Origin of the sequence: Mesobacillus maritimus, assembly GCF_023715205.1 — a bacterium.
Lineage (GTDB): Bacteria > Bacillota > Bacilli > Bacillales > Cytobacillaceae > Mesobacillus_B > Mesobacillus_B maritimus_C.
In genome coordinates, this window is record NZ_JAMBNR010000028.1 from 11,801 (window position 1) to 32,073 (window position 20,273).

Sequence of the window (20,273 nt, forward strand, 5' to 3'; positions counted from 1 at the left end):
AGAGAGCTTAGTTTGGGAACCGTTTCACAACTTCTTTTATGCTTGCCACGAAACATCTTCATTGCCTAGCCGATTGCCGATTCGCAATGAAAAAATTACACGCTTTTCAAGCGCGTAAAGTTGTGAATGCATTACAACTTGTAAATTTAATTTAAAACGAAAAAGCCGACTAATTGGTGTCCAATCAGTTGGCTTTTTCGTTGGTTAGAAGTGGAACACTTGCGTTTGGAGGTTGGGCATTTGTTATCAATCATGCTATTTTTAAATAGGATCTTCTCCCAACCTTGTACAATACGTCTATATAAGCTAGTTTGTTTAAAAATACAGCAACTTTTTAAGAGAAAAGGGCTTGCAAACTTAATTTTAAACATATGAAATGGCTATGATTTCGTTAAAATTGACTTTAGGATTTTAACATCAAACTTTACGAAAACAGCCGTAAATAAAGAAAAAAAGCAATTGGAGGTAGTAGGAATGAGCAAGGTAAATGCATTGTTTCGTAAGCGAATTGGGATTTTAGAAAAGGAAGTGATTTCGTTTGAAAAATTGGACGAGGTTCTTGAGAAAACAGCATTTATGATTCCGTTCGAGAATTTATGTATTGTCGAGAATCGGATAAAGGGACTTACCACTGAAAATGTTATGGAGAAAGTCTTAGTGCAACGAGAAGGTGGACTTTGCTATGAACTAAATACGATTCTTTATTTGTTTTTAAAAGAGAACGGCTTTGACGTTACCATGGTGCGTGGTGTTGTTTATAACCAAATGAAGAAAGATTGGAGCGAGACTGGCAGAACACATGTGGCGAATCTAATTCAGGATAACGGAAAGTTTTACCTTGTTGATACAGGTTTTGGTGGGAACTTGCCGTTAAAGCCTGTGCCGTTGACGGGAGAGGTGGTCACATCAAACAACGGTGAATTTCGTATCGAGCGTAATGAGAGTGAACATGGTGATTTTATACTTTATATGAAATTAAAGCATAAAGGTCCTGAGTGGAAAATTGGGTATGCTTTTGATTCAAAGGATTTTGTGAAGAAAATCGAGGATTTGAATGAAATCCAAACGGTGATTGCGGAGCATCCGGAGTCGGCCTTTAATAAAAAGCCATTGGTCACCAAGTTAACGGAAGACGGTAGTGTCACTTTAACAGCGGGCTCGTTTACGCAATGGGCCGACGGACAAGAGAAAAAAGAAGAAATGGATGAAGGAAAGTTTAAAGAATTTAAGAAAACGTATTTTGGTTTGGAGTGATGGAGTTTCGGTGCCTGTTATGGTGAAAGTAATCGAGGATAGGTGTCGATGCCCGAAGAGGTGGAAAAAACCGAGTTGATCGTAAATGCGGTGCAAACAATAGAACTAGATTTCCTCACAAATGTTATGATCAATGATGTTTGTGAGGATTTTTTGTGGGAGGAATTTGGCTGAGAATGGTAAGGGAAGTGTTATAATTTTTAAATAGATATGTTTGTGGATGAGATCATTTAGCAGAACGTGCTGAGCAGAATCAATAGAGGTAATAAATAAGGAGGGGGATTTTAATGTGGAATGTCACGAAAGAAGCGCAAGAGCGTTTTTTGAAATGCAATCTATTGCCGATTCAGGAATCAGCCCATGATTGGGAGATTGTTTTAAGGGAAGCGGCGGAAGAAGGCGAGGACCTAACTGCGCGTTTAAAGGAAGAACTTGATGAAGTAAGAGAGGAATTAATGGAAGTGGTTCCGAGTCGGTTTCATCCTTATGTGGAAGATGGGACATTAAATCAGCCGACGTTGCCTAAATCAGTGCGGGAGGACTATTTACAATGGATGCGAGCAGCAGATAGGGAATTTGAAAAGGTTTTAGATGAAGCTTCTAAACAGACGGAGAAGGCCGTACACCACCTACCACAGGCGGTTCAAGAGGTTTTTGCGGAAAGCTTGCATGATTCTCAGATTCAACGGATTGAACGGGTTGGGGACAACATCCATCTTTATTTGAATACGGATGGTGGGTTTTCGACGAAAGCACTTATTCACTTTCAATTTAAAAACATTGTTGCGGAAGAAAGTGAAATGCCTATCGAAGTCGGGCAATGGTTGGTTTACGATGAATTACAGCAGCGGGATGAGGGCTTTGCGTTTCGCGTGTTGTTTGATGGTCCAAGTTCAGAGTGGACAATATTCATGAAAGAACTAGATGCAGAGTATTTTTATCGTCCAAGTCTTTATGTGAAATGGAGTAACGAAGGCATGCTAGAGGAGTCTTCTTTGCTAGACTTTCTGTCTCAAGTAGACTCAGAATATCGGTATTGGTTGATTACACCGGATGTGACATGTAGGATTCACATCGATGCGGATAAAATTGTTTTAGAGAATGGGCAGCTTGAGCTAATTGAAAATCAAATGTTGGTGAAACTTGGTGAGGATTGTTTTACATATGATTTAACTGAATACAATCCTATGGAATTTATATATACCGATGTTTATGAGGATCCTTATGAACATTTTCATAAGTCTGTACCAACAGCAGAACTAGAAGAGGCGGCATTGTGTGAAGACCTAGAATTACAAGTCCGGGCGTGGAATACGATGTATGCGAAACCTGAAGAACTCGCAGATATCATTAATACGGTTTTAATGAAAATGACCATAACGGAAGAAAATGAAATGATGCTCAGTGTTTATTGTCAACACTTCTACACTGTGGGAATTTTAACAGAAGTTGTGATTGAAAAGTATCGAAGCTTACTAGATTAAGTAGGTGTTCGAAGTCCTGATTTGTGTGTTATTTTACTATAATCACTATGCAATTATAATGAATCACAGAATTGAAACTGATTGAGGATATTTACTTATTAAACGAAAAGAATACGATCGAGGGTGTTGGTTCACTATCGCGTGATATGTTTTTATGAAAGGAAAATAAAAATGAAATTGGAAGTGGAGAATGTCTCCGCTTCCAATTTCATTTTTAATCACCATTTTCTTACAGGAACGGTAAGCGCACTATATGGAAAGGCTTGCGGGAAGTGTGGAATTCCTTGATATGGTTGAATATTAAGTTGAGCGCCGCCAAGTTGATAAAATTGAGGGCGTCCTGGGTGAAGAGGCAGACCCCACGCACCGTATGTTGCTTGTGGATACCCATAATATTGAACCCCGTTCATTCCAGTAACGATTGTGTACATCAAACCATCTCCTCTTTACTACTCATTATCATTGATATGTGAGGGTTCCAAGAAAAGAGTTTGTCCTTGGGGGATGATTTTCATTAGTTTTACAAATGCAACGGGAAGAGTAGGAGAAAACAGATGATCCAGGAAGAATTGCTTTCTAATGGAATTGAATGAAGAGAAAGTTCTACTTAATGTATAGATTCCAGCGAACAAAAAAGCCCAATTGTTTTTGTCTTAAGCAAAGCTAGCAGATACTCTGAAAAATCAACTAGAACTTCGATTGTTTTAGGAATTGTCTTCATTGTGGAGGAATAGGGTGAACTTGTGTTGAATGTAGACAGTGTAATATACGAATTGGAGTTTAGAAGGTTTCGTATATTAAGCGAATCCGTTAAGGTCTCAATAAATAGACTGAAGGTACTAGTTTAATAGTAGCCTGTCCATCTTTTATTACAGAGGAACATGCACTAATTTTTATATGCTTGAGGAGGTTTGAAAATGAGAATTGCCGTATTAGGAGCAGGTTCAATTGGAACCATTGTAGGTGCTTATATTGCTGCTGGTGGAGAAAATATTGAGTTGATTGATGCAAACCGAGAGCATGTTGCCGCTTTGAATGCTTCAGGAGCAAAAATTACTGGAACTACGGAGTTTCAAACGAAAGTAAAAGCCATCACGTCAGAAAACATGTCAGGTACATACGATTTGGTCTTACTATTAACAAAACAATTACATAATGAATCGATTCTTCAGGGGTTGCTGCCTTATTTAGGAGAGCATAGTGTTGTCTGTTCCCTGCAGAATGGCATTCCTGAAGAGCAATTGGCATCCATTGTCGGACGGGAACGAGTGATTGCCGGAGCGGTCGAATTTGGTGCTACCTATATGGAACCAGGAGTATCGAACCTAACGACAGAGTATTCGAAGTTTAAAAAATATGCTTTCCAAATTGGAGAGTTTACTGGGGAAAGAACAGAAAGATTGGAACAAATCAAAGCTATTTTAGATCTTGTGGGCGGAACGCATATTTCTGATAACCTAATTGGAACAAAATGGTCTAAATTACTGGTGAATAATGCTTTTAGCGGCTTATCGGCAGCTCTAAATGCAACATATGGGAATGTCCTAAATCATAATATTGGGATGCAAGCTGCGGTACGGATCGCGGATGAAACCATTAAGGTTGGACATGCCAATGGAGTCATATTTGCACCCATGGGTAAATTTGATATTGAAACCTTTGAAGTGCATAGTGAAACAGATATACCAGAACGAATTGAAACATATCGCTTCATGTTAAAAGCTTCTAGGCTACTAAAGGCAAGTATGCTACAAGATTTAGAAAAGAAACGGAAAACGGAAATTGATTATATTAATGGGGTTGTACCGAGGCTTGCTTTAGGGAAAGAAGTTCCAACACCTTTTAACGATTTGGTTGTTCAATTGGTCAAAAAAGCGGAAGAGTCGCAAATTGTACCAAACTTTGAGGAGAATATGAAGTTTTTTGAAGAATTGATAATAGTTCATGGATCTTCTCCTTCGATTGTATAAAATTAGATATAAAAATTTAAATAATGAATTGGACCAAGAACAAATCACTAAAGATTTTAAAAAATAATTCCTTTAGAAATTGGAAATACTTATTGAATTAAGGCGTGAATCCGTCTGATTTGAAAAAAAACAACATCAATGGAAGTATAAAGAAAACCCATTTCCGTTTTTACGAGATGGGTTTTTCGCATTAATGGATCTTTAGTAAGGAAAGTTGCTAATGTCATAATCCTTCCTAGTCGTGTCCAAGTGTTGGTCAATTAACATGTAACTGCGTTATTTCTTGTAAAGAGGTTTATGCAAGAAGGCTATTAATTAAGATGTTTAGAAAAGTATGGAAGTTGAAATTAGTATCAGACTGCTTTTGAAAATTTATTTTCATGTGGAATTCTAACAAAAAACAAAAAATAACAAATTTACATTTTAAATATTCAAAAACAAACAAAAATATATTATAATAAAACAGAAGATAACAAAACGGATAAACGGGGGAATTCGGATGGTCAAGAATTACTGGGATTCAAATATAGCATCACAACTTGAAAAAGGGGTAGAAGAGTTAGTATACCGTTCAAATTTAATTGGTTCAGATCGTGCTGTATGTAACTGGGGTGGCGGAAATACTTCAATGAAGACAATCGAAAAGGATTTTCGCGGTCGTGATATAGAGGTAATGTGGGTAAAGGGAAGTGGTTCGGATTTAGCAACAATGAAAGCGCATAACTTTACTGGATTAAAATTAGAAGATATTCGTCCACTTATTGATAGAGATGAAATGTCTGATGAGGATATGGTTGCTTATCTGTCTCATTGCATGATTGATAGCAAGCATCCAAGAGCATCGATCGAAACGTTATTACATGCGTTCTTGCCATTTAAGCATGTCGACCATACACATCCAGATGCGATTATCAGCATTTGCTGTGCAGACAATGGAAGACAAATTGCCGAAGAAATTTTTGGAAATCGCTATGTTTGGGTTCCTTACATTCGCCCTGGTTTCACGCTTTCTAAAATGATTGCAGAAGGTGTGAAAAACAATCCGAACGCCGAACTGGTTTTGATGGAAAAGCATGGTTTGGTTGTATGGGGAGAAACGGCTGAACAAAGCTATAATAAAACGATTTCAGTTATTAATGAAGTAGAAGAGTACATCAATGGGAAAATCCAACCAGATTCTGTTTTCGGTGGCCGTAAATATCAATCTCTTACAGACGAAGAAGCGACTAGCATTCTAGGAAAGGTAATGCCAGTTATTCGGGGTGCTGTTAGTGATGAGAAGAAAATGATTCTTACCTATGACCGAGGGGAAGATGTACTAGAATTTGTAAACAGCGAAAATGCAGCTGAACTCTCTCAAGTAGGAGCAGCCTGCCCGGACCACCTTGTTCATACAAAGCGCGTACCACTCTATATCAACTGGGACCCGCAAACAAAGGATGTTGATGCTTTAAAGGAAAGTATTAAAGTTGGTATTGAAAGCTTTAAAGAAGAATACAAAGCATATTTTGAACAGAATAAAAACGAAGGCGACAAAATGTTCGAGCCAGCTCCCCGTGTTATTTTGATTCCTGGACTTGGAATGGTGAATACTGGTAAAGATAAGAAAAATTCACGTGTAAGCGGAGCACTTTATCACCGGGCGATTGCTGTTATGAAGGGCTCAACAACACTTGGAAACTTTGTTTCTCTAAATGAAAACGAATCTTATAATATTGAATACTGGCCGCTAGAATTATATAAATTAAGCCTTGCCCCTGCAGAAGCAGAATTCTCTCGTAAGGTTGCGTTTGTCACTGGGGGAGCAGGTGGAATCGGTAGTGAGACATGCCGCCGTTTTGTTTCTGAAGGTGCTCATGTCGTGATCGCCGATTTAAATCTTGAGGGTGCCGAGAAGGTTGCTGCAGAAATCAATGAACAGTACGGTGATGGGCGTGCACTAGCCGTAAAAATGGATGTGACAAAAGAAGAAGATGTTCAAGCAGCGTTTGCCCAAACAGCGCTAACCTTTGGTGGGGTAGATATCATTGTCAACAATGCGGGCCTTGCTACATCAAGTCCAATTGATGAAACAACCTTACAAGAGTGGAACTTAAATATGAATGTTCTAGGTACAGGTTATTTCCTAGTTGCTCGTGAGGCATTTAAACAAATGAAGCAACAAGGCATTGGCGGAAACATGGTCTTTATCGGTTCTAAAAACTCTGTGTATGCAGGGAAAAATGCTGCGGCATACAGTTCCGTTAAGGCAATGGAAACACATCTTGCAAGATGTATTGCAGCAGAGGGCGGAGAGTACGGAATTCGTGTGAACTCTGTCCTACCGGATGCTGTGCTTCAAGGTTCTGCTATTTGGGGTTCCAGTTGGCGTGAAGAGCGGGCTGCCGCCTATGGAATTCACCCTGATCAATTAGAAGAGCATTATCGTAAACGTACGACGTTGCTAGTTAATATCTATCCTAAGGACATTGCAGAAGCTATCGCTTTCTTTGCTTCTTCTAAATCGGATAAAACTACAGGCTGCATGCTAACAGTTGATGGCGGGGTACCAGCAGCATTTACTAGATAAATATATATATTGTTGATTAGAAATGCCCCTTTCAAAAGGGGGCATTTCTTTTTTTATTTAGATCCACAAGATCTTTTGAACCTTCACACAAACCAGTGATATGATAGATTTAAAAATAATAGTAATAAGCGGCGAGTTAGAAGTGGAAGCAGGTGTGAATAATAGTGAATCCTAATCTTCTTCAGCAACTACTAGAATTAACAGAGGAAGAAAAAGAAATCATTGAGGAAAGTAAGATGGTAACGAGAGAACGATATACCAGTAAAGGGTATTTTATTATTGAAAGCGAGAAGTTTTTAAGTAAAGACAAAATGATTATGGTTCGGAAGCACACAAGGTTTGTCGACTTCCCTACACATAAGCATGATTATATCGAAATAAATTATGTGTTTAACGGGAAATTAAAACAGAGAGTGGGTGGGAAAGAAATCACGCTAAAAACAGGCGAGTTATTGCTTTTGAATCAGCATATTGAGCATGAAATAGAAGCGAGCAATAGAGAGGATATTGTCATTAATTTCATTATCCGTCCAGCCTTTTTTGATTTTATTCTCTCGTATTTAAGTTCTGGGAACATTGTGAGTGATTTTTTGGTAAATAGCCTATACAATCACACACAAAGTGGACAGTTTCTTTATTTTAAGGTTGCAGAGGTTCCAACCATCCAAGAACTGATTGGAAAAATCCTTAATGAAATGATGAATCCCACTTCTTTTTCTGAGTCGAGTATCAAATTATACATGGGATTATTTATGATCGAGCTTATTAAGAATGCTGACAAGGTGGAAAAAAATCAGGAAGCTTCCTTGCAGCATTTCTTAGTCGTTGAAATTCTTAAATATATAGAAGAACATTATAAAGAAGCTTCTTTATCTGAATTAGCAGTTCAATTAAATCAGCCCCATTATGCGCTAAGCAAAATGATAAAGAAGGCAACAGGACATACTTTTAAGGATTTACTTCAAGAAAGAAGACTCTTAAAGGCGAAAGAATTACTTGAGGGGACTAGTCTACCAGCATCTATTATTGTTGAAGAAGTAGGCTACGAGAATATCAGTTATTTCTATCGAATCTTTAAGGGAAAGTTTGGGCAGACACCGAAGGAATTTAGGGAGAGTCTGAAAAGTCTATAGTCTCTATTTTACTATAATAATAATAGGCGTTTTTGTTGTGAAATAACATCACTCTTCGGTAAGATAATAGGGCAAAATCTATTAAAGGTAGTGGGTTCACAGAGGGAGAACATCGGTAATTTTTGATAAACACAGAAAAATACCACAAAAATCCCAACTTATTTTTGGAAAAAACAAGAAAAAACACTCATATTGTGTTATATTAGTGTGGTAAATTAGTTGTTTTAGCATTTATAGAAAAATTTTAGAGGGGGTGTAGTCATTGAACAACGCGAATGCGGGTAAAACGGCCTATTTGTTATTAAACGAGCGCCAACAAGGTATCGTAGATACAATAGAAACGAATGGGTCTGTAAGGGTTTCTCAGTTGAGCAAGGAATATCATGTGAGTGAAGAAACAATTAGAAGGGACCTAGAGAAATTAGAAATGGACGGCTTTGTCAATCGGATCCATGGAGGGGCGGTTCGAAAGGTTTCACACGAGGGAATGGAGATTCCAGTCATAAAAAGACAGGAAACAAATATTCAAGAAAAAGAAATGATTGCGAAAAAAGCTGCTTCTTATGTTGAAGATGGGGATATCATTGCGATTGATGCGAGTACTACAGGGTTGCAAATGACTAAGTATTTAAAAGGAAAAATGTTAACGGTGATTACTAATTCCATTCCAGTAACATTAGGGTTAATTCAGGAAGAAGACATACAGGTTATTTTAATTGGAGGGTATGCGAAGGGCCATTCAATGTCCTTAGTTGGGAATTTTGCCGAAAGGGTAATTCAAGATTATCATGTCGATAAATTCTTTTTCTCCTGCATGGGTGTTGATTTTAGACGGGGTGTGAGTGAAGCCCATGAGGCTCAGGCTCTGGTAAAAAAACAAATTTTTAATATCTCAGAAAAGCTTTATCTGCTAGCAGATCATAGTAAATTTGGACAAAAATCATTGGTTAGGCTTTGTGGTTTAAAAGAGGTCGATTATTTGGTAACGGATAAGAAAGTGTCTATTGATAAAATTAGAGAATTAAATAAATTAGGGGTAAAGGTTTTTGTTGCGGAAGAATAACTTATGTCTTTCGAACTAGGACAACTGTACGACTTCGTATGGTTGTTTTTTTATGTTGTAGGAATGTTTTTTGGAGGGAACCTGTGAAAAACAAGATTTAAAGGTGTGGAAAAACAAGTATAAATTGGAGTTTCCACAAAAAAATAACACTTTTTTTGAGAAAAACCACAAATATATGTTGATAGTCAAAAAAGTCGTTGCTATAATGGGGTTATAAAAATTCAAAAAACTTATATTACTCTGAATTGAGCATTGAATTTATGAGGGGGAAATAAGACTACATACCTATATTACTTAATATAAAAAGATTTTCCCTTTTTATTTTTTGTTATAAGAAAGCGTTAACATTTAAGCGATTTATCAATGGTTGAGGAGTTGAATGCATTGGCGAAAATTGGTCCATCTCTTATGTGTGCGGATATGGGGAACTTAGAAGATTCTGTGAAGAGATTAGATAAGGGAAAGGTAGATTTCTATCATTTTGACGTAATGGATGGGACCTTTGTCCCGAACTTTACGATGGGTCCTGACATGATTAAGACCTTACGTTCTCACTCTACTACTCTGTTTGATGTCCATCTGATGATAAAGGAGCCTGAAAGGTATATCGAGTTATTTGCAGATGCGGGTGCAGACATGATAAGTGTCCATGCAGAAGCAACGATTCATTTACAAAGGACTCTTCAATCCATCCGAAACAGAGGATTGAAAGCAGGTGTTGCTTTAAACCCATCTACTCCACTCAGTGTTTTAGATTATGTTTGGGACACGGTGGATTATGTGGTGTTGATGACGGTTAATCCAGGATTTGCCGGTCAAAAGTTCATTCCGCTCACATTTGAAAAAATTGCTCAATTAAAAGAGACGATTGTTCAAAAAGAACTTGATATTGAAATACAAGTAGATGGAAATATCAGCTATGACACGATTCCAAAAGTATTGGAAAAAGGAGCCGACATGCTGGTTTGCGGGACGTCCAGTTTATTTAAAAAAGATAAGTCTTTAGAAAAGGCATTAGAGGAGCTACACAGTTTTCTTGACAGCTTAACTGGTAAAAACAAGGTAAACTCCTGATTTGATAGAAAGGAGAAAAATGTCTATGAGTATAACGGTTGTCGGCAGCATCAATCTCGATGTCGTAGCTTTAACAGATTACTACCCTGAAAGAGGTCAAACGATTTTTGGAAAGAAAATTAATTACTTTTCTGGCGGAAAAGGAGCAAATCAAGCAACAGCGGTTGCAAAGCTAGGGAAACCTGTTCGGTTGATTGGATCTGTAGGGAACGACATTTATGGCCAAAATTTAATTGCTAGTTTACAAGAAAACAAGGTTGATACAACCTTTGTTAAAAAATCGGATTCTTTAGCAACGGGAACCTCCATTATCACAATCGATCAGACAGCGGAAAATACGATGCTTGTGTTAAAAGGGGCAAACGATGATTTGCTTATCGATAATGTTGAAAGCGCGTTCAATCAAATGGAAGACAGCAGGGTATTGCTGGTCCAAATGGAGGTACCACAAGAATCAGTAATCCGAGCAATGCAGTTGGCAAAGCAAAAAGGGATGTACGTTATTCTGGATCCCGCACCAGCTGAAGGAATTACGATTAAAGCCTTAGACTATGCGGATCTAATTACTCCGAATCGTCAAGAAACCTTGCATTTAGTTGGGATTGATGTGACGGATATTGATAGTGCCCTCCAAGCTGCAAAAGCCTTTGAAAAAATGGGCGTGAAAAGCTCTGTCATTAAAATGGCAGATAAGGGTTCTGTTGTTTATCAGAGTGGGCAATGGGAGTACATCGAATCCATTCAAGTTGAAGCGGTCGACACGGTTGGTGCAGGGGACTCCTTTGCCGGGGCTGTGGCATGTGGCGTGATTGATGGTCATGATTTGGTTTCTGCAGTGAAATTTGCCACGATTGTTGGGGCCTTGAAAGTCACGAAATTAGGTGCTCAATCAGTTCCAACCCTAGATGAAGTAAAAGCTTTCTGTGAAGAAAGAGGACTTAAGCATTACTTGTTAGAGACGGCGTTATAAAAGAGGAGGGATCGTTTTGAGTGAGTATTTATTACAAATGAAAAACATAAGTAAAACGTTTCCTGGTGTTAAAGCATTGGATAATGTGGAATTAGAGATAAAGAAGGGCGAAGTTCACGCGTTAATCGGTGAAAATGGTGCAGGTAAATCCACACTCATTAAGATTTTAGCTGGGGTTTATACGCCTGATCCAGGAGCAAGGTTTTTCTTTGAAGGCAAAGAAGCGGAAATATCCAAACCATTGGATGCAACAATGAAGGGGATTTCTATTATTTATCAGGATTTGAGTTTGTTTCCGAACTTATCAGTAGCCGAAAACATCTATATCGGTCGTGATAGCCATAAAAAACCTTGGACAAAAGTAAAATGGAATGATATTAAAAAAATCGCAAACAAGGCGCTAAAGGAACTGGATATGGACATTGATGCGAGTATCCCGGTTGAACAACTTAGCATTGCTCAACAGCAGATGGTTGAAATTGCTCGGGCCTTGGCTTTTGATTCAAAGCTTATTGTCATGGACGAACCAACATCTTCCTTATCTGCTGGAGAAGTAGAAAAGTTGTATAACGTCATCGACAAGTTGAAGAAACAAGGGATTTCCATCATCTTTATTAGTCATAAGTTGAAGGAATTATTTAAAGTCTCGGATCGTTTCACAGTATTGCGTGATGGGAAATTTGTTGGCAGTTATGATGCACAAGATATGACGGAGCCCAAATTAATTCAATTAATGGTTGGCCGAAATGTTACTTATGAAAAGAATCAAGCGACGGTTGAGGTTGGGGAAACGATTTTTAAAGTCAACCAACTTTCGAAAGAAGGAAATTTCAAGGACATCTCCTTTGAGCTAAGAAAAGGCGAGGTCTTAGGTATTACTGGACTTGTTGGCTCTGGACGGACAGAACTTGCTCAAGCAATCTTTGGAATTAGTACACCGGATGCTGGAACAATAGAGCTTTATGGGAAAAAGCTTTCAATCCGAAATTCCGCAGGTGCCGTAAAAGAAGGGGTAGCTTATATACCGGAAGCAAGGCAGACACAAGGACTCGTTTTAGAGCAGTCCGTTATTAATAATATTTCTTTACCAATCATCTCAAAACTTAAAAATAAATTCCGACTAACCGATCGTAAACAGGAAGTAAAGCTTGCGGAAGAATATGTAAAAACACTTGACATTCGCCCTGCACTTCCTCATTTAGATGCTGGAAATTTATCTGGTGGAAATCAGCAAAAAATCGTCATTGCGAAGTGGTTATCAACCAAGCCAAAGGTCATTATTTTTGATGAACCAACAAACGGAATTGACATTGGTGCAAAAACAGAGATTCATAAACTTATGCGAAAGCTTGCGAATGAAGGCATTGGGGTTATCATGATTTCATCCGAGCTGCCAGAGATTTTGGCTGTTAGCGATCGAATCCTAGTCATGCGACATGGCCGAATTGCTGGAGAACTAAATGTTGCAGAGGCAACACAAGAAAACATTATGCACTATGCACTCCAAGGCAAAAGCAATGGAAAGGCTCCAACCTTTGTAGCTGAATCCAACCAGATGAGTCAGGGGGTATAGAGATGAAATCCATCATAAAACAAAAAGAATTCAGTATTTTCATGATTGTCGTGTTACTCTGCGTTGTCTTGTCATTTGTTAGTCCTGTCTTTTTAACTTTTGAAAACTTCTTAGACATTATTGAAGGGAATGTCGTGATGGCGATTCTAGCCGTCGGGATGACTTTGGTTATCATCACAGGGGACATTGACGTTTCGGTGGCTGCTGCTACCACAGCAGTGGCAGTTATTATTGGTAACCTGTTCAGTTTCTTGCCAGACAGCTGGATTTCCATTTTAATTCTATTCTTAATTGCTCCGGTAATCGGAATAATCATTGGAGCAATCAATGGTTTGCTTGTTTCAAAGATTAAGATACCAGCGATTGTCGTGACATTAGGAACCTTAAACATTATCAACGGATTGGTCCTATACTTGACGAATGGTCAATACTTAAATAGCTCTAATTTTCCGAAACCATTTTTAACATTTGCTAATTTCGAGTTCTTAGGGATTCCAATCTTAGTTTATCTTCTTACTGCAGTTGCAATTCTTACATGGTTTATTTTGAAACATACTCTTATCGGTCGTTCTGTTTTAGCCATTGGAGGAAAGTCACAATCTGCTGTTCGGGTAGGAATTAATTACAACAAAGTAAAACTCTTCGTATTTGCTTATATGGGATTTTTGGCGGGAATTGCGGCGATTGCCCAGACAGCCTATACAAAGGCGGTTGATCCAAATGGATTACTAGGTGTTGAGATGATGGTTATTGCAGCGGTTGTATTAGGTGGAACCAATATTCAAGGTGGACGAGGTTCCATTCAAGGTACGCTGTTAGGCGTTCTCCTTCTTGCCATCATGCAAAACGGAATGATTTTGGCACATATCGACACTTTCTGGCAAAAGGTTGTAACGGGTGCGATTATCGTTATCGCTGTATCCTATGACCAGATTAGCTATAGAAGACAACAAGCAAAATTAGCCAAGATAGAAGTAGAGGCATAGGGGGGGAGAAAAATGAAACTTTCAAAGGAAAGTGTGTTAGGACTTATAGCAATTGCTACTATTCTTTTAATGAGTTTAATAGCACCGGGTTTTTTATCATCTAACAATATTAATAACCTGATGTTTCAACTCCCTGAATTTGGATTAATAGCGTTAGGGATGATGGTCGTTATCATTACAGGAGGTATCGACCTTTCGATAACGTATATCGCGGCATTATCTGGGGTTGGCGCAGCTCTAATGTTGGTAAATGGTTATCCAATTTTCTTAGCTATATTAGTAGCCGTTATTTTCGGATTAGCCTGCGGTGCATTTAACGGATTTATCGTTTCTAAGATTGGCGTATCTCCAATTCTTGTGACCATTGGTACATGGGTTCTTTTTGAAGGAATTATCCTTGCGATTACGAAAGGGCAATCGATTTCCGGTTTTAGTGAAACCTACTCCCTTATTGGGAACGGTTATTATATGGGGCTTTTCCCATTGTCGATGCTCATCTTTGCCTTCTTTGTCCTCGTGACAGGCGTTCTTTTGAATAAGACAGGCTGGGGTCGAAATGTTTACATGTATGGAAGCAATGATGTGGCAACCTTGTTTTCCGGTGTGAGGAATAACCGTGTCGTGATGAAAGTTTATTTATATGCAGGATTACTTGCAGCAATCTCAGCGATTATCATGACATCTCGTTACAATTCAGTAAAAGTAGACTTGGGATCTTCTTATCTTCTCCAAAGTGTGGCTGCGTCCGTACTTGGAGGGACAAAGATTGAAGGAGGCTACGGGAAAGTAATGGGAACGGTTTACGCCGTGATCATTTTCTTAACCCTTTCCAATGGACTGAACCTACTTGGTGTTCACAGAGCCATTGTTGATGTCTTTATCGGGGTGATCCTCATCTCGGTTCTAACATTGAATTTCTTCTCTGATAAAATCAAACAGAAGAAAGAGACAACAAAGGCATCAAAAGTTGCATAATAAGAGGATTGCTTAACTTTGGGAAGATCCCATTGTTAAGTAAACCTTATTCTAATTGTTGTAAGCGTTATCCTATACTGGTTTTTCCCTAGTTGATCTAGGTAAAACATAAAAAAACAAAATCCTTAAGGGGGAAAATGCTCATGAAAAAGTTCGCAAAGACTTTAATGTCAGGTGTGTTTGCTGCTAGCCTTCTGGCTGGTTGTGTCTCTGGTAACGGTGGAAGCTCTAGTGGTGGAGAAGCTGAGGGTGGAAACCAAGCTGAAGGGGGAGCGGATAATGGGGAATTATCCATTGCCGTAGTACCGAAGCTTGTTGGAATTCCATACTTCAATGCATCTGAAAAAGGTGCAAACCAAGCTGGGGAAGACCTTGGTGTGGATGTACAGTATACAGGTCCAACCCAAGCTGACGCAGCTGCACAGGTTAAAGTAGTGGAAGACCTAATCTCTAAAAATGTAGATGTGATTGCGATTGCACCAAATGATCCTGCATCTGTTGATCCAGTTCTAAAGAAAGCAAAAGACCAAGGCATTAACGTTATTGACTGGGATACACCAGCAAACAAAGACCTTGTTGAATATTCCGTAAAGCAAATCGATGATGATGTTTTCGGTCGCCATATGGCTCAAAAGTTAGTTGAAGCGATGGGTACAGAAGAAGGCGAAATTGCGATTTTAACAGGCGGTCTTTCTGCTGCCAACCTTAACCTATGGATTGAGGCTGCACAAAAAGAATTCGACGAAAACTATCCTGGAATTAAAATTGTCACTGAAAAAATTCCTACAGAAGAAAAGCAACAGGTTGCTTATCAAAAGACTCTTGATTTAATGAAGTCTTACCCGAACCTTAAAGGAATCCTTGCTGTTTCAACTCCAGCTCCACTAGGTGCTGCACAAGCGGTACAGGAAAAAGGTATGCAAGATAAGATTTCAGTTGTAGGTTCTGCGCTGCCAACTGACTCTCTTCCGTTCTTAGAAGATGGCTCTCTTGATACAGCAGTTCTTTGGGATCCAGGTAAATTAGGTGCTCTTACTGTTGCAGTTGGAAAAATGATTGCTGAAGGTGAAGAGATTACAGATGGTATGGAAGTTGAAGGCGTTGGTCAAATCTCAGTATTAGAAGATGGAAAGTCTATCATCATGGGACCTCCAGCTGACTTTACAAAAGAAAATGCAGCTGACTTCGATTTCTAATAAGAATTTTACATGAAAACCGTGATGTCCTGAAAGTGAGTTGCACTCACTTTTGGGACTCACTTTTATCTACTCCCACTCGACTATAAAATCCCTCGTATTAACTTAAACTCTTCTAACCTATTTGCCCCATTAAATAAGAAAGAACAAAGGGTACAGATGATAAACAAAAAAGGAGGATATCAATCATGAAGTTACAAAACTACCAATTAAAAAATGAAAAAATAAAACAAGCCTTTTTAAAGCTCAAAACAGAACAGCCGGAACGTTTTCAAGAGAGATTGAAATTATCTTGGAGCAATTGGGGCTTTGGACTTGAGACGCTAGAAGAGTCCCTCATCCGCTTAAAAGAAGCGGGAATCGAGTACATTGAACTTCATGGCAATCATTATGGAGACGATCTTGGGTATGACGTCGAGGAAACACTCTCTCTATTGAAAAAATACAATATGAAGGTATCTGGTGTTTGCGGGATGTTCTCCGCAGAAAATGATCTTTCTAGCAATCTTCCAAGTAAAAGACAAGCAGCGATTAGCTACATAAAAAGAGAGCTTGCTTTTACGAGCGCGGTCGGAGGAGAGTATTTGCTTGTTGTTCCTGGAGCAGTTGGACGTCCCAATGCATACGACGATACGGAGTTTGAACGCAGCATTCGCACACTAAGAGGATTAGGTACGCTATTTGCTGAAAGCGGTGTCAAAGCAGCGATTGAACCAATCCGATCTGCGGAAGTTAGCTTTGTCCATACCGTTGCCGATGCGAAAAATTATATTAAGGCAGTGAATCACGAAGCGATCCAACATATTAATGGAGACATTTATCATATGCAATCAGAGGAAGCACATATTGGCGAAGCGATTATCGAAGCGGGCAACCAGTTAGTGAACCTTCATCTAGCAGACAGCAATCGAGGTGCTTTAGGGGAAGGATTCATGGACATTGATACGATCATCATGGCTCTATATCTCATTGGCTACAATCAAGGAAATCGTTTCTTGACTCCAGAGCCACTAGGACCAGGAGGAGATCCATACCCTGCGATGAATTCCATACCGGACAAGCAGAAGCTCGAAAATTTGGTCCGCCAAACAGCAACCTATTTTAAAGAGCGAGAGAACGAGCTGTTGTCTCTATAAATCTTTTTAATTGGTTATTAGTAACATCGTCTTGTACAAAATCAATATGGGAAGGGGAGATTCGAGTGTTAGAAGCTTTAAAGCGAGAAGTGCTCGAAGCCAATCAGGCATTACCGAAGGAAGGTTTAGTTACTCTTACTTGGGGCAATGTTAGTGGCATTGATAGAGAAAAAAATCTTGTCGTAATTAAACCGAGTGGTGTTCCTTATGACCGATTAAAAATAGAAGACTTGGTTGTCGTGGATTTAGAAGGTAATGTCGTTGAAGGAAAGTTAAAGCCATCATCTGATACGCCGACACATTTAGTTTTATATAAACATTTTGAGGGAATCGGTGGAGTCGTGCATACCCATTCTCCTTATGCAACGAGCTGGGCGCAGGCAGGGAAAGGCATCCCGGCCTTAGGAACAACGCATGCTGATTATTATTATGGGACAGTTCCTTGCACAAGACCGATGACAAAGGCAGAAATACTCGGCGATTATGAACTTGAGACAGGAAATGTCATTATTGAAACGTTTGAGAAATTGAATCCAAACGAGATTCCTAGTGTACTGGTACATGGTCATGCTTCCTTTACCTGGGGAAAAAGTGCAATGAAAGCAATCGAGAATGCGGTTGTATTAGAAGAAGTAGCAAAAATGGGTCTTTGGACATTCCAATTGAACAACCAAATAGCTTCGATGGACCAATCCCTATTAGACAAACATTATTTGCGCAAACATGGGGCATATGCCTATTACGGACAGAACTAACAGGGGGTTTATGGCAATGGCAAAAAAATATGCAATTGGTGTAGATTACGGAACACAGTCAGGCCGGGCTGTTTTGGTTTCCTTAGAAGATGGCACAGAACTAGCGGATCATGTAACCCCATATTCGAATGGCGTGATCGATGAGAAGCTGCCTGAATCAGGTGTAGAACTAGGCTTTGAATGGGCGCTTCAGGACCCAAATGATTATCTCGAAGTGTTAAAAAAATCGGTTCCTGCGGTAGTAAGCGAATCAGGCGTGAATCCAGAAGATATTATCGGGATGGGAATTGACTTTACGGCTTGCACAATGCTGCCAATTGATAAACAAGGAGAGCCTCTTTGTTTTAATACTGACTGGAGAGAGAATCCACATAGCTGGGTAAAGCTTTGGAAACACCATGCGGCCCAGGCGCATGCGAATAAATTGAATGACATCGCAAACGAACGAAATGAGAAGTTTTTAGCTCGTTATGGTGGAAAGATTTCCTCTGAGTGGATGATGGCGAAAGCGTGGCAAATCCTTGATGAGGCACCGGAAATTTATGAGGAAGCGGATCAATTTGTCGAAGCGGCTGACTGGGTGATTTCGAAGTTAACAGGCAACTTGCTTCGAAATAGTTGTACCGCTGGATATAAAGCCATTTGGCATAAAGAAGAAGGTTACCCGAGCAAGGAATTTTTTAAGGCATTGAATCCTCGCTTGGAAGATTTAGCCGAAACTAAACTTCGCGGCGAGGTTGTGCCACTAGGGACAAAAGCGGGTCAGTTAACAGACAGCATGGCTGAAATTCTCGGCTTAAGTCCAAAAGTCGCCGTTGCTGTGGGCAATGTAGATGCACATGCTTCTGTACCAGGAGTTGGGGTTGTCACGCCTGGAAAACTCGTGATGGCAATGGGAACATCTATCTGTCATTTGCTGCTTGGTGAGAAGGAAGTTGCGGTTGAAGGAATGTGCGGCGTCGTTGAGGATGGAATCATTCCGGGGCTGTATGGATATGAAGCAGGACAATCGGCGGTTGGAGATATTTTTGAATGGTTTGTGAATCACTCTGTACCAGCGTATGTTGAAGAAGCAGCGAAAGCAGACGGTATTGGCATTCATCAATGGCTAGAGCAAAAAGCAGCCGAGTATAAGCCTGGGGAGACAGGTTTGCTTGCGCTAGATTGGTGGAATGGAAATCGTTCCGTTTTAGTTGATACGGAGCTAAGTGGGGTAATTTTAGGCGCCACGTTGCAAACAAAGCCGGAAGAGATGTACCGTGCCTTGCTTGAAGCGACTGCGTTCGGAACGAGAAAAATTGTCGATGCTTTTCATGAAAAAGGGTTACAGGTAGATGAATTGTATGCGTGCGGTGGGCTTCCGCAGAAAAACAAATTATTAATGCAAATCTATGCGGATGTTACAAATCGGTCGATTAAAATCGCCGCTTCCAAACAAACACCTGCTTTAGGAGCTGCGATGTTTGGTGCAGTAGCCGCTGGAAAAGACAGCGGTGGATATGACAACATTATTGATGCGACAGAAAAAATGGCACGGATTAAAGAGGAAACCTTTGAACCGATTCCGGAAAACGTAGCATTATATGAAAAACTCTATCAAGAATATTCAAGACTGCATGATTATTTTGGACGTGGTGAAAACAACGTCATGCACCGATTAAAATCAATCCGGTCACAAGTAAGCGAGTAAAAGGTAAGATTGCTAGATAAAGAGAGGTAGGTCCTATAAAATGGTCCAGCCTCTTTTTCCTTTAGGGAAAGGACATCGTGCCGGGGATCATAGTCGTTATGTGCATTTATAATTTTATTTCGATTCTCAGATGTCTTGCGAGAAGTTAATTGAGTATAGGGTCGTTTTTTAAAAAAGAGCACTTTATAGGGGATAAGGGTGGTTACCCCAAAAAGTTAGAGTTTTATTATGCAGCTAATTGGCTAGATTGAATTCGGTATTCTACTGGACTCAGTCCAGCCAATTTTGCTTTTGATCGTTCATTGTTATACCAGTAGAATATTCTTCTATTCGTCTTTTCAATTCTTCATAGCTGACTAGTTTTTCCCCATAATACATTTCTTGCTTTAAAATACCAAAGAAATTCTCCATCGAGGCATTGTCTGCACAAGTTGCTTTACGTGAC

At 39.4% G+C, this 20,273-nt stretch carries 16 protein-coding genes and 1 pseudogene; 15 read left to right on the forward strand and 2 right to left on the reverse strand.

The window, feature by feature from the left end; translation table 11 throughout:
• Nucleotides 1-474 precede the first annotated feature (474 nt).
• Together M3182_RS24450 and M3182_RS24455 are read left to right on the forward strand one after the other, a co-directional pair.
• Nucleotides 475-1,254, forward strand: coding sequence for an arylamine N-acetyltransferase family protein (locus M3182_RS24450; protein WP_251436943.1), 780 nt, complete (start codon nucleotides 475-477; stop codon nucleotides 1,252-1,254).
• 287 nt (nucleotides 1,255-1,541) lie between these two features.
• The gene (locus tag M3182_RS24455; RefSeq protein ID WP_251436941.1) at nucleotides 1,542-2,738 is read left to right on the forward strand and encodes a DUF4085 family protein; all 1,197 of its coding nucleotides are present in this window, start codon (nucleotides 1,542-1,544) and stop codon (nucleotides 2,736-2,738) included.
• 218 nt (nucleotides 2,739-2,956) lie between these two features.
• Here the strand turns inward: M3182_RS24455 and M3182_RS24460 are convergent, their stop codons facing one another.
• Entirely contained in the window at nucleotides 2,957-3,169 is a 213-nt protein-coding gene (locus M3182_RS24460) for a hypothetical protein (RefSeq protein ID WP_251436939.1), read from the reverse strand.
• A gap of 486 nt (nucleotides 3,170-3,655) precedes the next feature.
• Here M3182_RS24460 and M3182_RS24465 point away from each other — a divergent pair, with 486 nt between their 5' ends.
• From M3182_RS24465 to M3182_RS24525, 13 genes are all read left to right on the forward strand, one after another.
• On the forward strand, nucleotides 3,656-4,708 hold the full coding sequence (locus M3182_RS24465) for a ketopantoate reductase family protein (protein ID WP_251560422.1): 1,053 nt from the start codon (nucleotides 3,656-3,658) through the stop codon (nucleotides 4,706-4,708).
• 499 nt (nucleotides 4,709-5,207) lie between these two features.
• The gene (locus M3182_RS24470; protein ID WP_251560423.1) at nucleotides 5,208-7,277 is read left to right on the forward strand and encodes a bifunctional aldolase/short-chain dehydrogenase; all 2,070 of its coding nucleotides are present in this window, start codon (nucleotides 5,208-5,210) and stop codon (nucleotides 7,275-7,277) included.
• 164 nt (nucleotides 7,278-7,441) lie between these two features.
• Entirely contained in the window at nucleotides 7,442-8,410 is a 969-nt protein-coding gene (locus M3182_RS24475) for an AraC family transcriptional regulator (RefSeq protein ID WP_251560426.1), read from the forward strand.
• 262 nt (nucleotides 8,411-8,672) lie between these two features.
• Nucleotides 8,673-9,473, forward strand: coding sequence for a DeoR/GlpR family DNA-binding transcription regulator (locus M3182_RS24480; RefSeq protein WP_251560428.1), 801 nt, complete (start codon nucleotides 8,673-8,675; stop codon nucleotides 9,471-9,473).
• A gap of 384 nt (nucleotides 9,474-9,857) precedes the next feature.
• Nucleotides 9,858-10,547: a ribulose-phosphate 3-epimerase gene (gene rpe / locus M3182_RS24485; RefSeq protein WP_251436930.1), complete on the forward strand. Its 690-nt coding sequence runs from the start codon at nucleotides 9,858-9,860 to the stop codon at nucleotides 10,545-10,547.
• A 25-nt stretch (nucleotides 10,548-10,572) separates the two neighbouring features.
• Nucleotides 10,573-11,517 carry a ribokinase gene (gene rbsK / locus M3182_RS24490; protein WP_251436928.1) on the forward strand — a complete coding sequence of 315 codons (945 nt, stop codon included), beginning with the start codon at nucleotides 10,573-10,575 and terminating at the stop codon, nucleotides 11,515-11,517.
• 16 nt (nucleotides 11,518-11,533) lie between these two features.
• On the forward strand, nucleotides 11,534-13,090 hold the full coding sequence (locus M3182_RS24495) for a sugar ABC transporter ATP-binding protein (RefSeq protein WP_251436926.1): 1,557 nt from the start codon (nucleotides 11,534-11,536) through the stop codon (nucleotides 13,088-13,090).
• Nucleotides 13,091-13,092: 2 nt separating this feature from the next.
• Complete coding sequence (locus tag M3182_RS24500) at nucleotides 13,093-14,076, forward strand: ABC transporter permease (protein ID WP_251436924.1); 984 nt, start codon at nucleotides 13,093-13,095, stop codon at nucleotides 14,074-14,076.
• Nucleotides 14,077-14,088: 12 nt separating this feature from the next.
• Nucleotides 14,089-15,051 carry an ABC transporter permease gene (locus tag M3182_RS24505; protein WP_251436922.1) on the forward strand — a complete coding sequence of 321 codons (963 nt, stop codon included), beginning with the start codon at nucleotides 14,089-14,091 and terminating at the stop codon, nucleotides 15,049-15,051.
• 143 nt (nucleotides 15,052-15,194) lie between these two features.
• A complete protein-coding gene (locus M3182_RS24510; protein ID WP_251560430.1) occupies nucleotides 15,195-16,247 on the forward strand; it encodes an autoinducer 2 ABC transporter substrate-binding protein in 1,053 nt (350 codons plus the stop codon).
• 188 nt (nucleotides 16,248-16,435) lie between these two features.
• Nucleotides 16,436-17,383 carry a sugar phosphate isomerase/epimerase family protein gene (locus tag M3182_RS24515; RefSeq protein ID WP_251436918.1) on the forward strand — a complete coding sequence of 316 codons (948 nt, stop codon included), beginning with the start codon at nucleotides 16,436-16,438 and terminating at the stop codon, nucleotides 17,381-17,383.
• A 65-nt stretch (nucleotides 17,384-17,448) separates the two neighbouring features.
• Nucleotides 17,449-18,138 (forward strand): L-ribulose-5-phosphate 4-epimerase, encoded by a 690-nt coding sequence (araD, locus tag M3182_RS24520; RefSeq protein WP_251560432.1) that lies wholly within the window; start codon nucleotides 17,449-17,451, stop codon nucleotides 18,136-18,138.
• A 16-nt stretch (nucleotides 18,139-18,154) separates the two neighbouring features.
• Nucleotides 18,155-19,828, forward strand: a complete 1,674-nt coding sequence (locus M3182_RS24525) for a ribulokinase (protein ID WP_251436914.1) — start codon at nucleotides 18,155-18,157, stop codon at nucleotides 19,826-19,828.
• Nucleotides 19,829-20,054: 226 nt separating this feature from the next.
• Here M3182_RS24525 and M3182_RS24530 read toward each other — a convergent pair.
• Nucleotides 20,055-20,273 (reverse strand): annotated as a pseudogene (locus M3182_RS24530) (IS3 family transposase); the annotation flags it as partial.

What these genes read in the sequence shown, in the direction of transcription:
- M3182_RS24450 (WP_251436943.1), top strand. Translation starts at nt 475, where the DNA reads ATGAGCAAGGTAAATGCATTGTTTCGTAAGCGAATTGGGATTTTAGAA.
- M3182_RS24455 (WP_251436941.1), top strand. Translation starts at nt 1,542, where the DNA reads ATGTGGAATGTCACGAAAGAAGCGCAAGAGCGTTTTTTGAAATGCAAT.
- M3182_RS24460 (WP_251436939.1), bottom strand. Translation starts at nt 3,169, where the DNA reads ATGTACACAATCGTTACTGGAATGAACGGGGTTCAATATTATGGGTAT.
- M3182_RS24465 (WP_251560422.1), top strand. Translation starts at nt 3,656, where the DNA reads ATGAGAATTGCCGTATTAGGAGCAGGTTCAATTGGAACCATTGTAGGT.
- M3182_RS24470 (WP_251560423.1), top strand. Translation starts at nt 5,208, where the DNA reads ATGGTCAAGAATTACTGGGATTCAAATATAGCATCACAACTTGAAAAA.
- rbsK (WP_251436928.1), top strand. Translation starts at nt 10,573, where the DNA reads ATGAGTATAACGGTTGTCGGCAGCATCAATCTCGATGTCGTAGCTTTA.
- M3182_RS24500 (WP_251436924.1), top strand. Translation starts at nt 13,093, where the DNA reads ATGAAATCCATCATAAAACAAAAAGAATTCAGTATTTTCATGATTGTC.
- M3182_RS24505 (WP_251436922.1), top strand. Translation starts at nt 14,089, where the DNA reads ATGAAACTTTCAAAGGAAAGTGTGTTAGGACTTATAGCAATTGCTACT.
- M3182_RS24510 (WP_251560430.1), top strand. Translation starts at nt 15,195, where the DNA reads ATGAAAAAGTTCGCAAAGACTTTAATGTCAGGTGTGTTTGCTGCTAGC.
- M3182_RS24515 (WP_251436918.1), top strand. Translation starts at nt 16,436, where the DNA reads ATGAAGTTACAAAACTACCAATTAAAAAATGAAAAAATAAAACAAGCC.
- M3182_RS24525 (WP_251436914.1), top strand. Translation starts at nt 18,155, where the DNA reads ATGGCAAAAAAATATGCAATTGGTGTAGATTACGGAACACAGTCAGGC.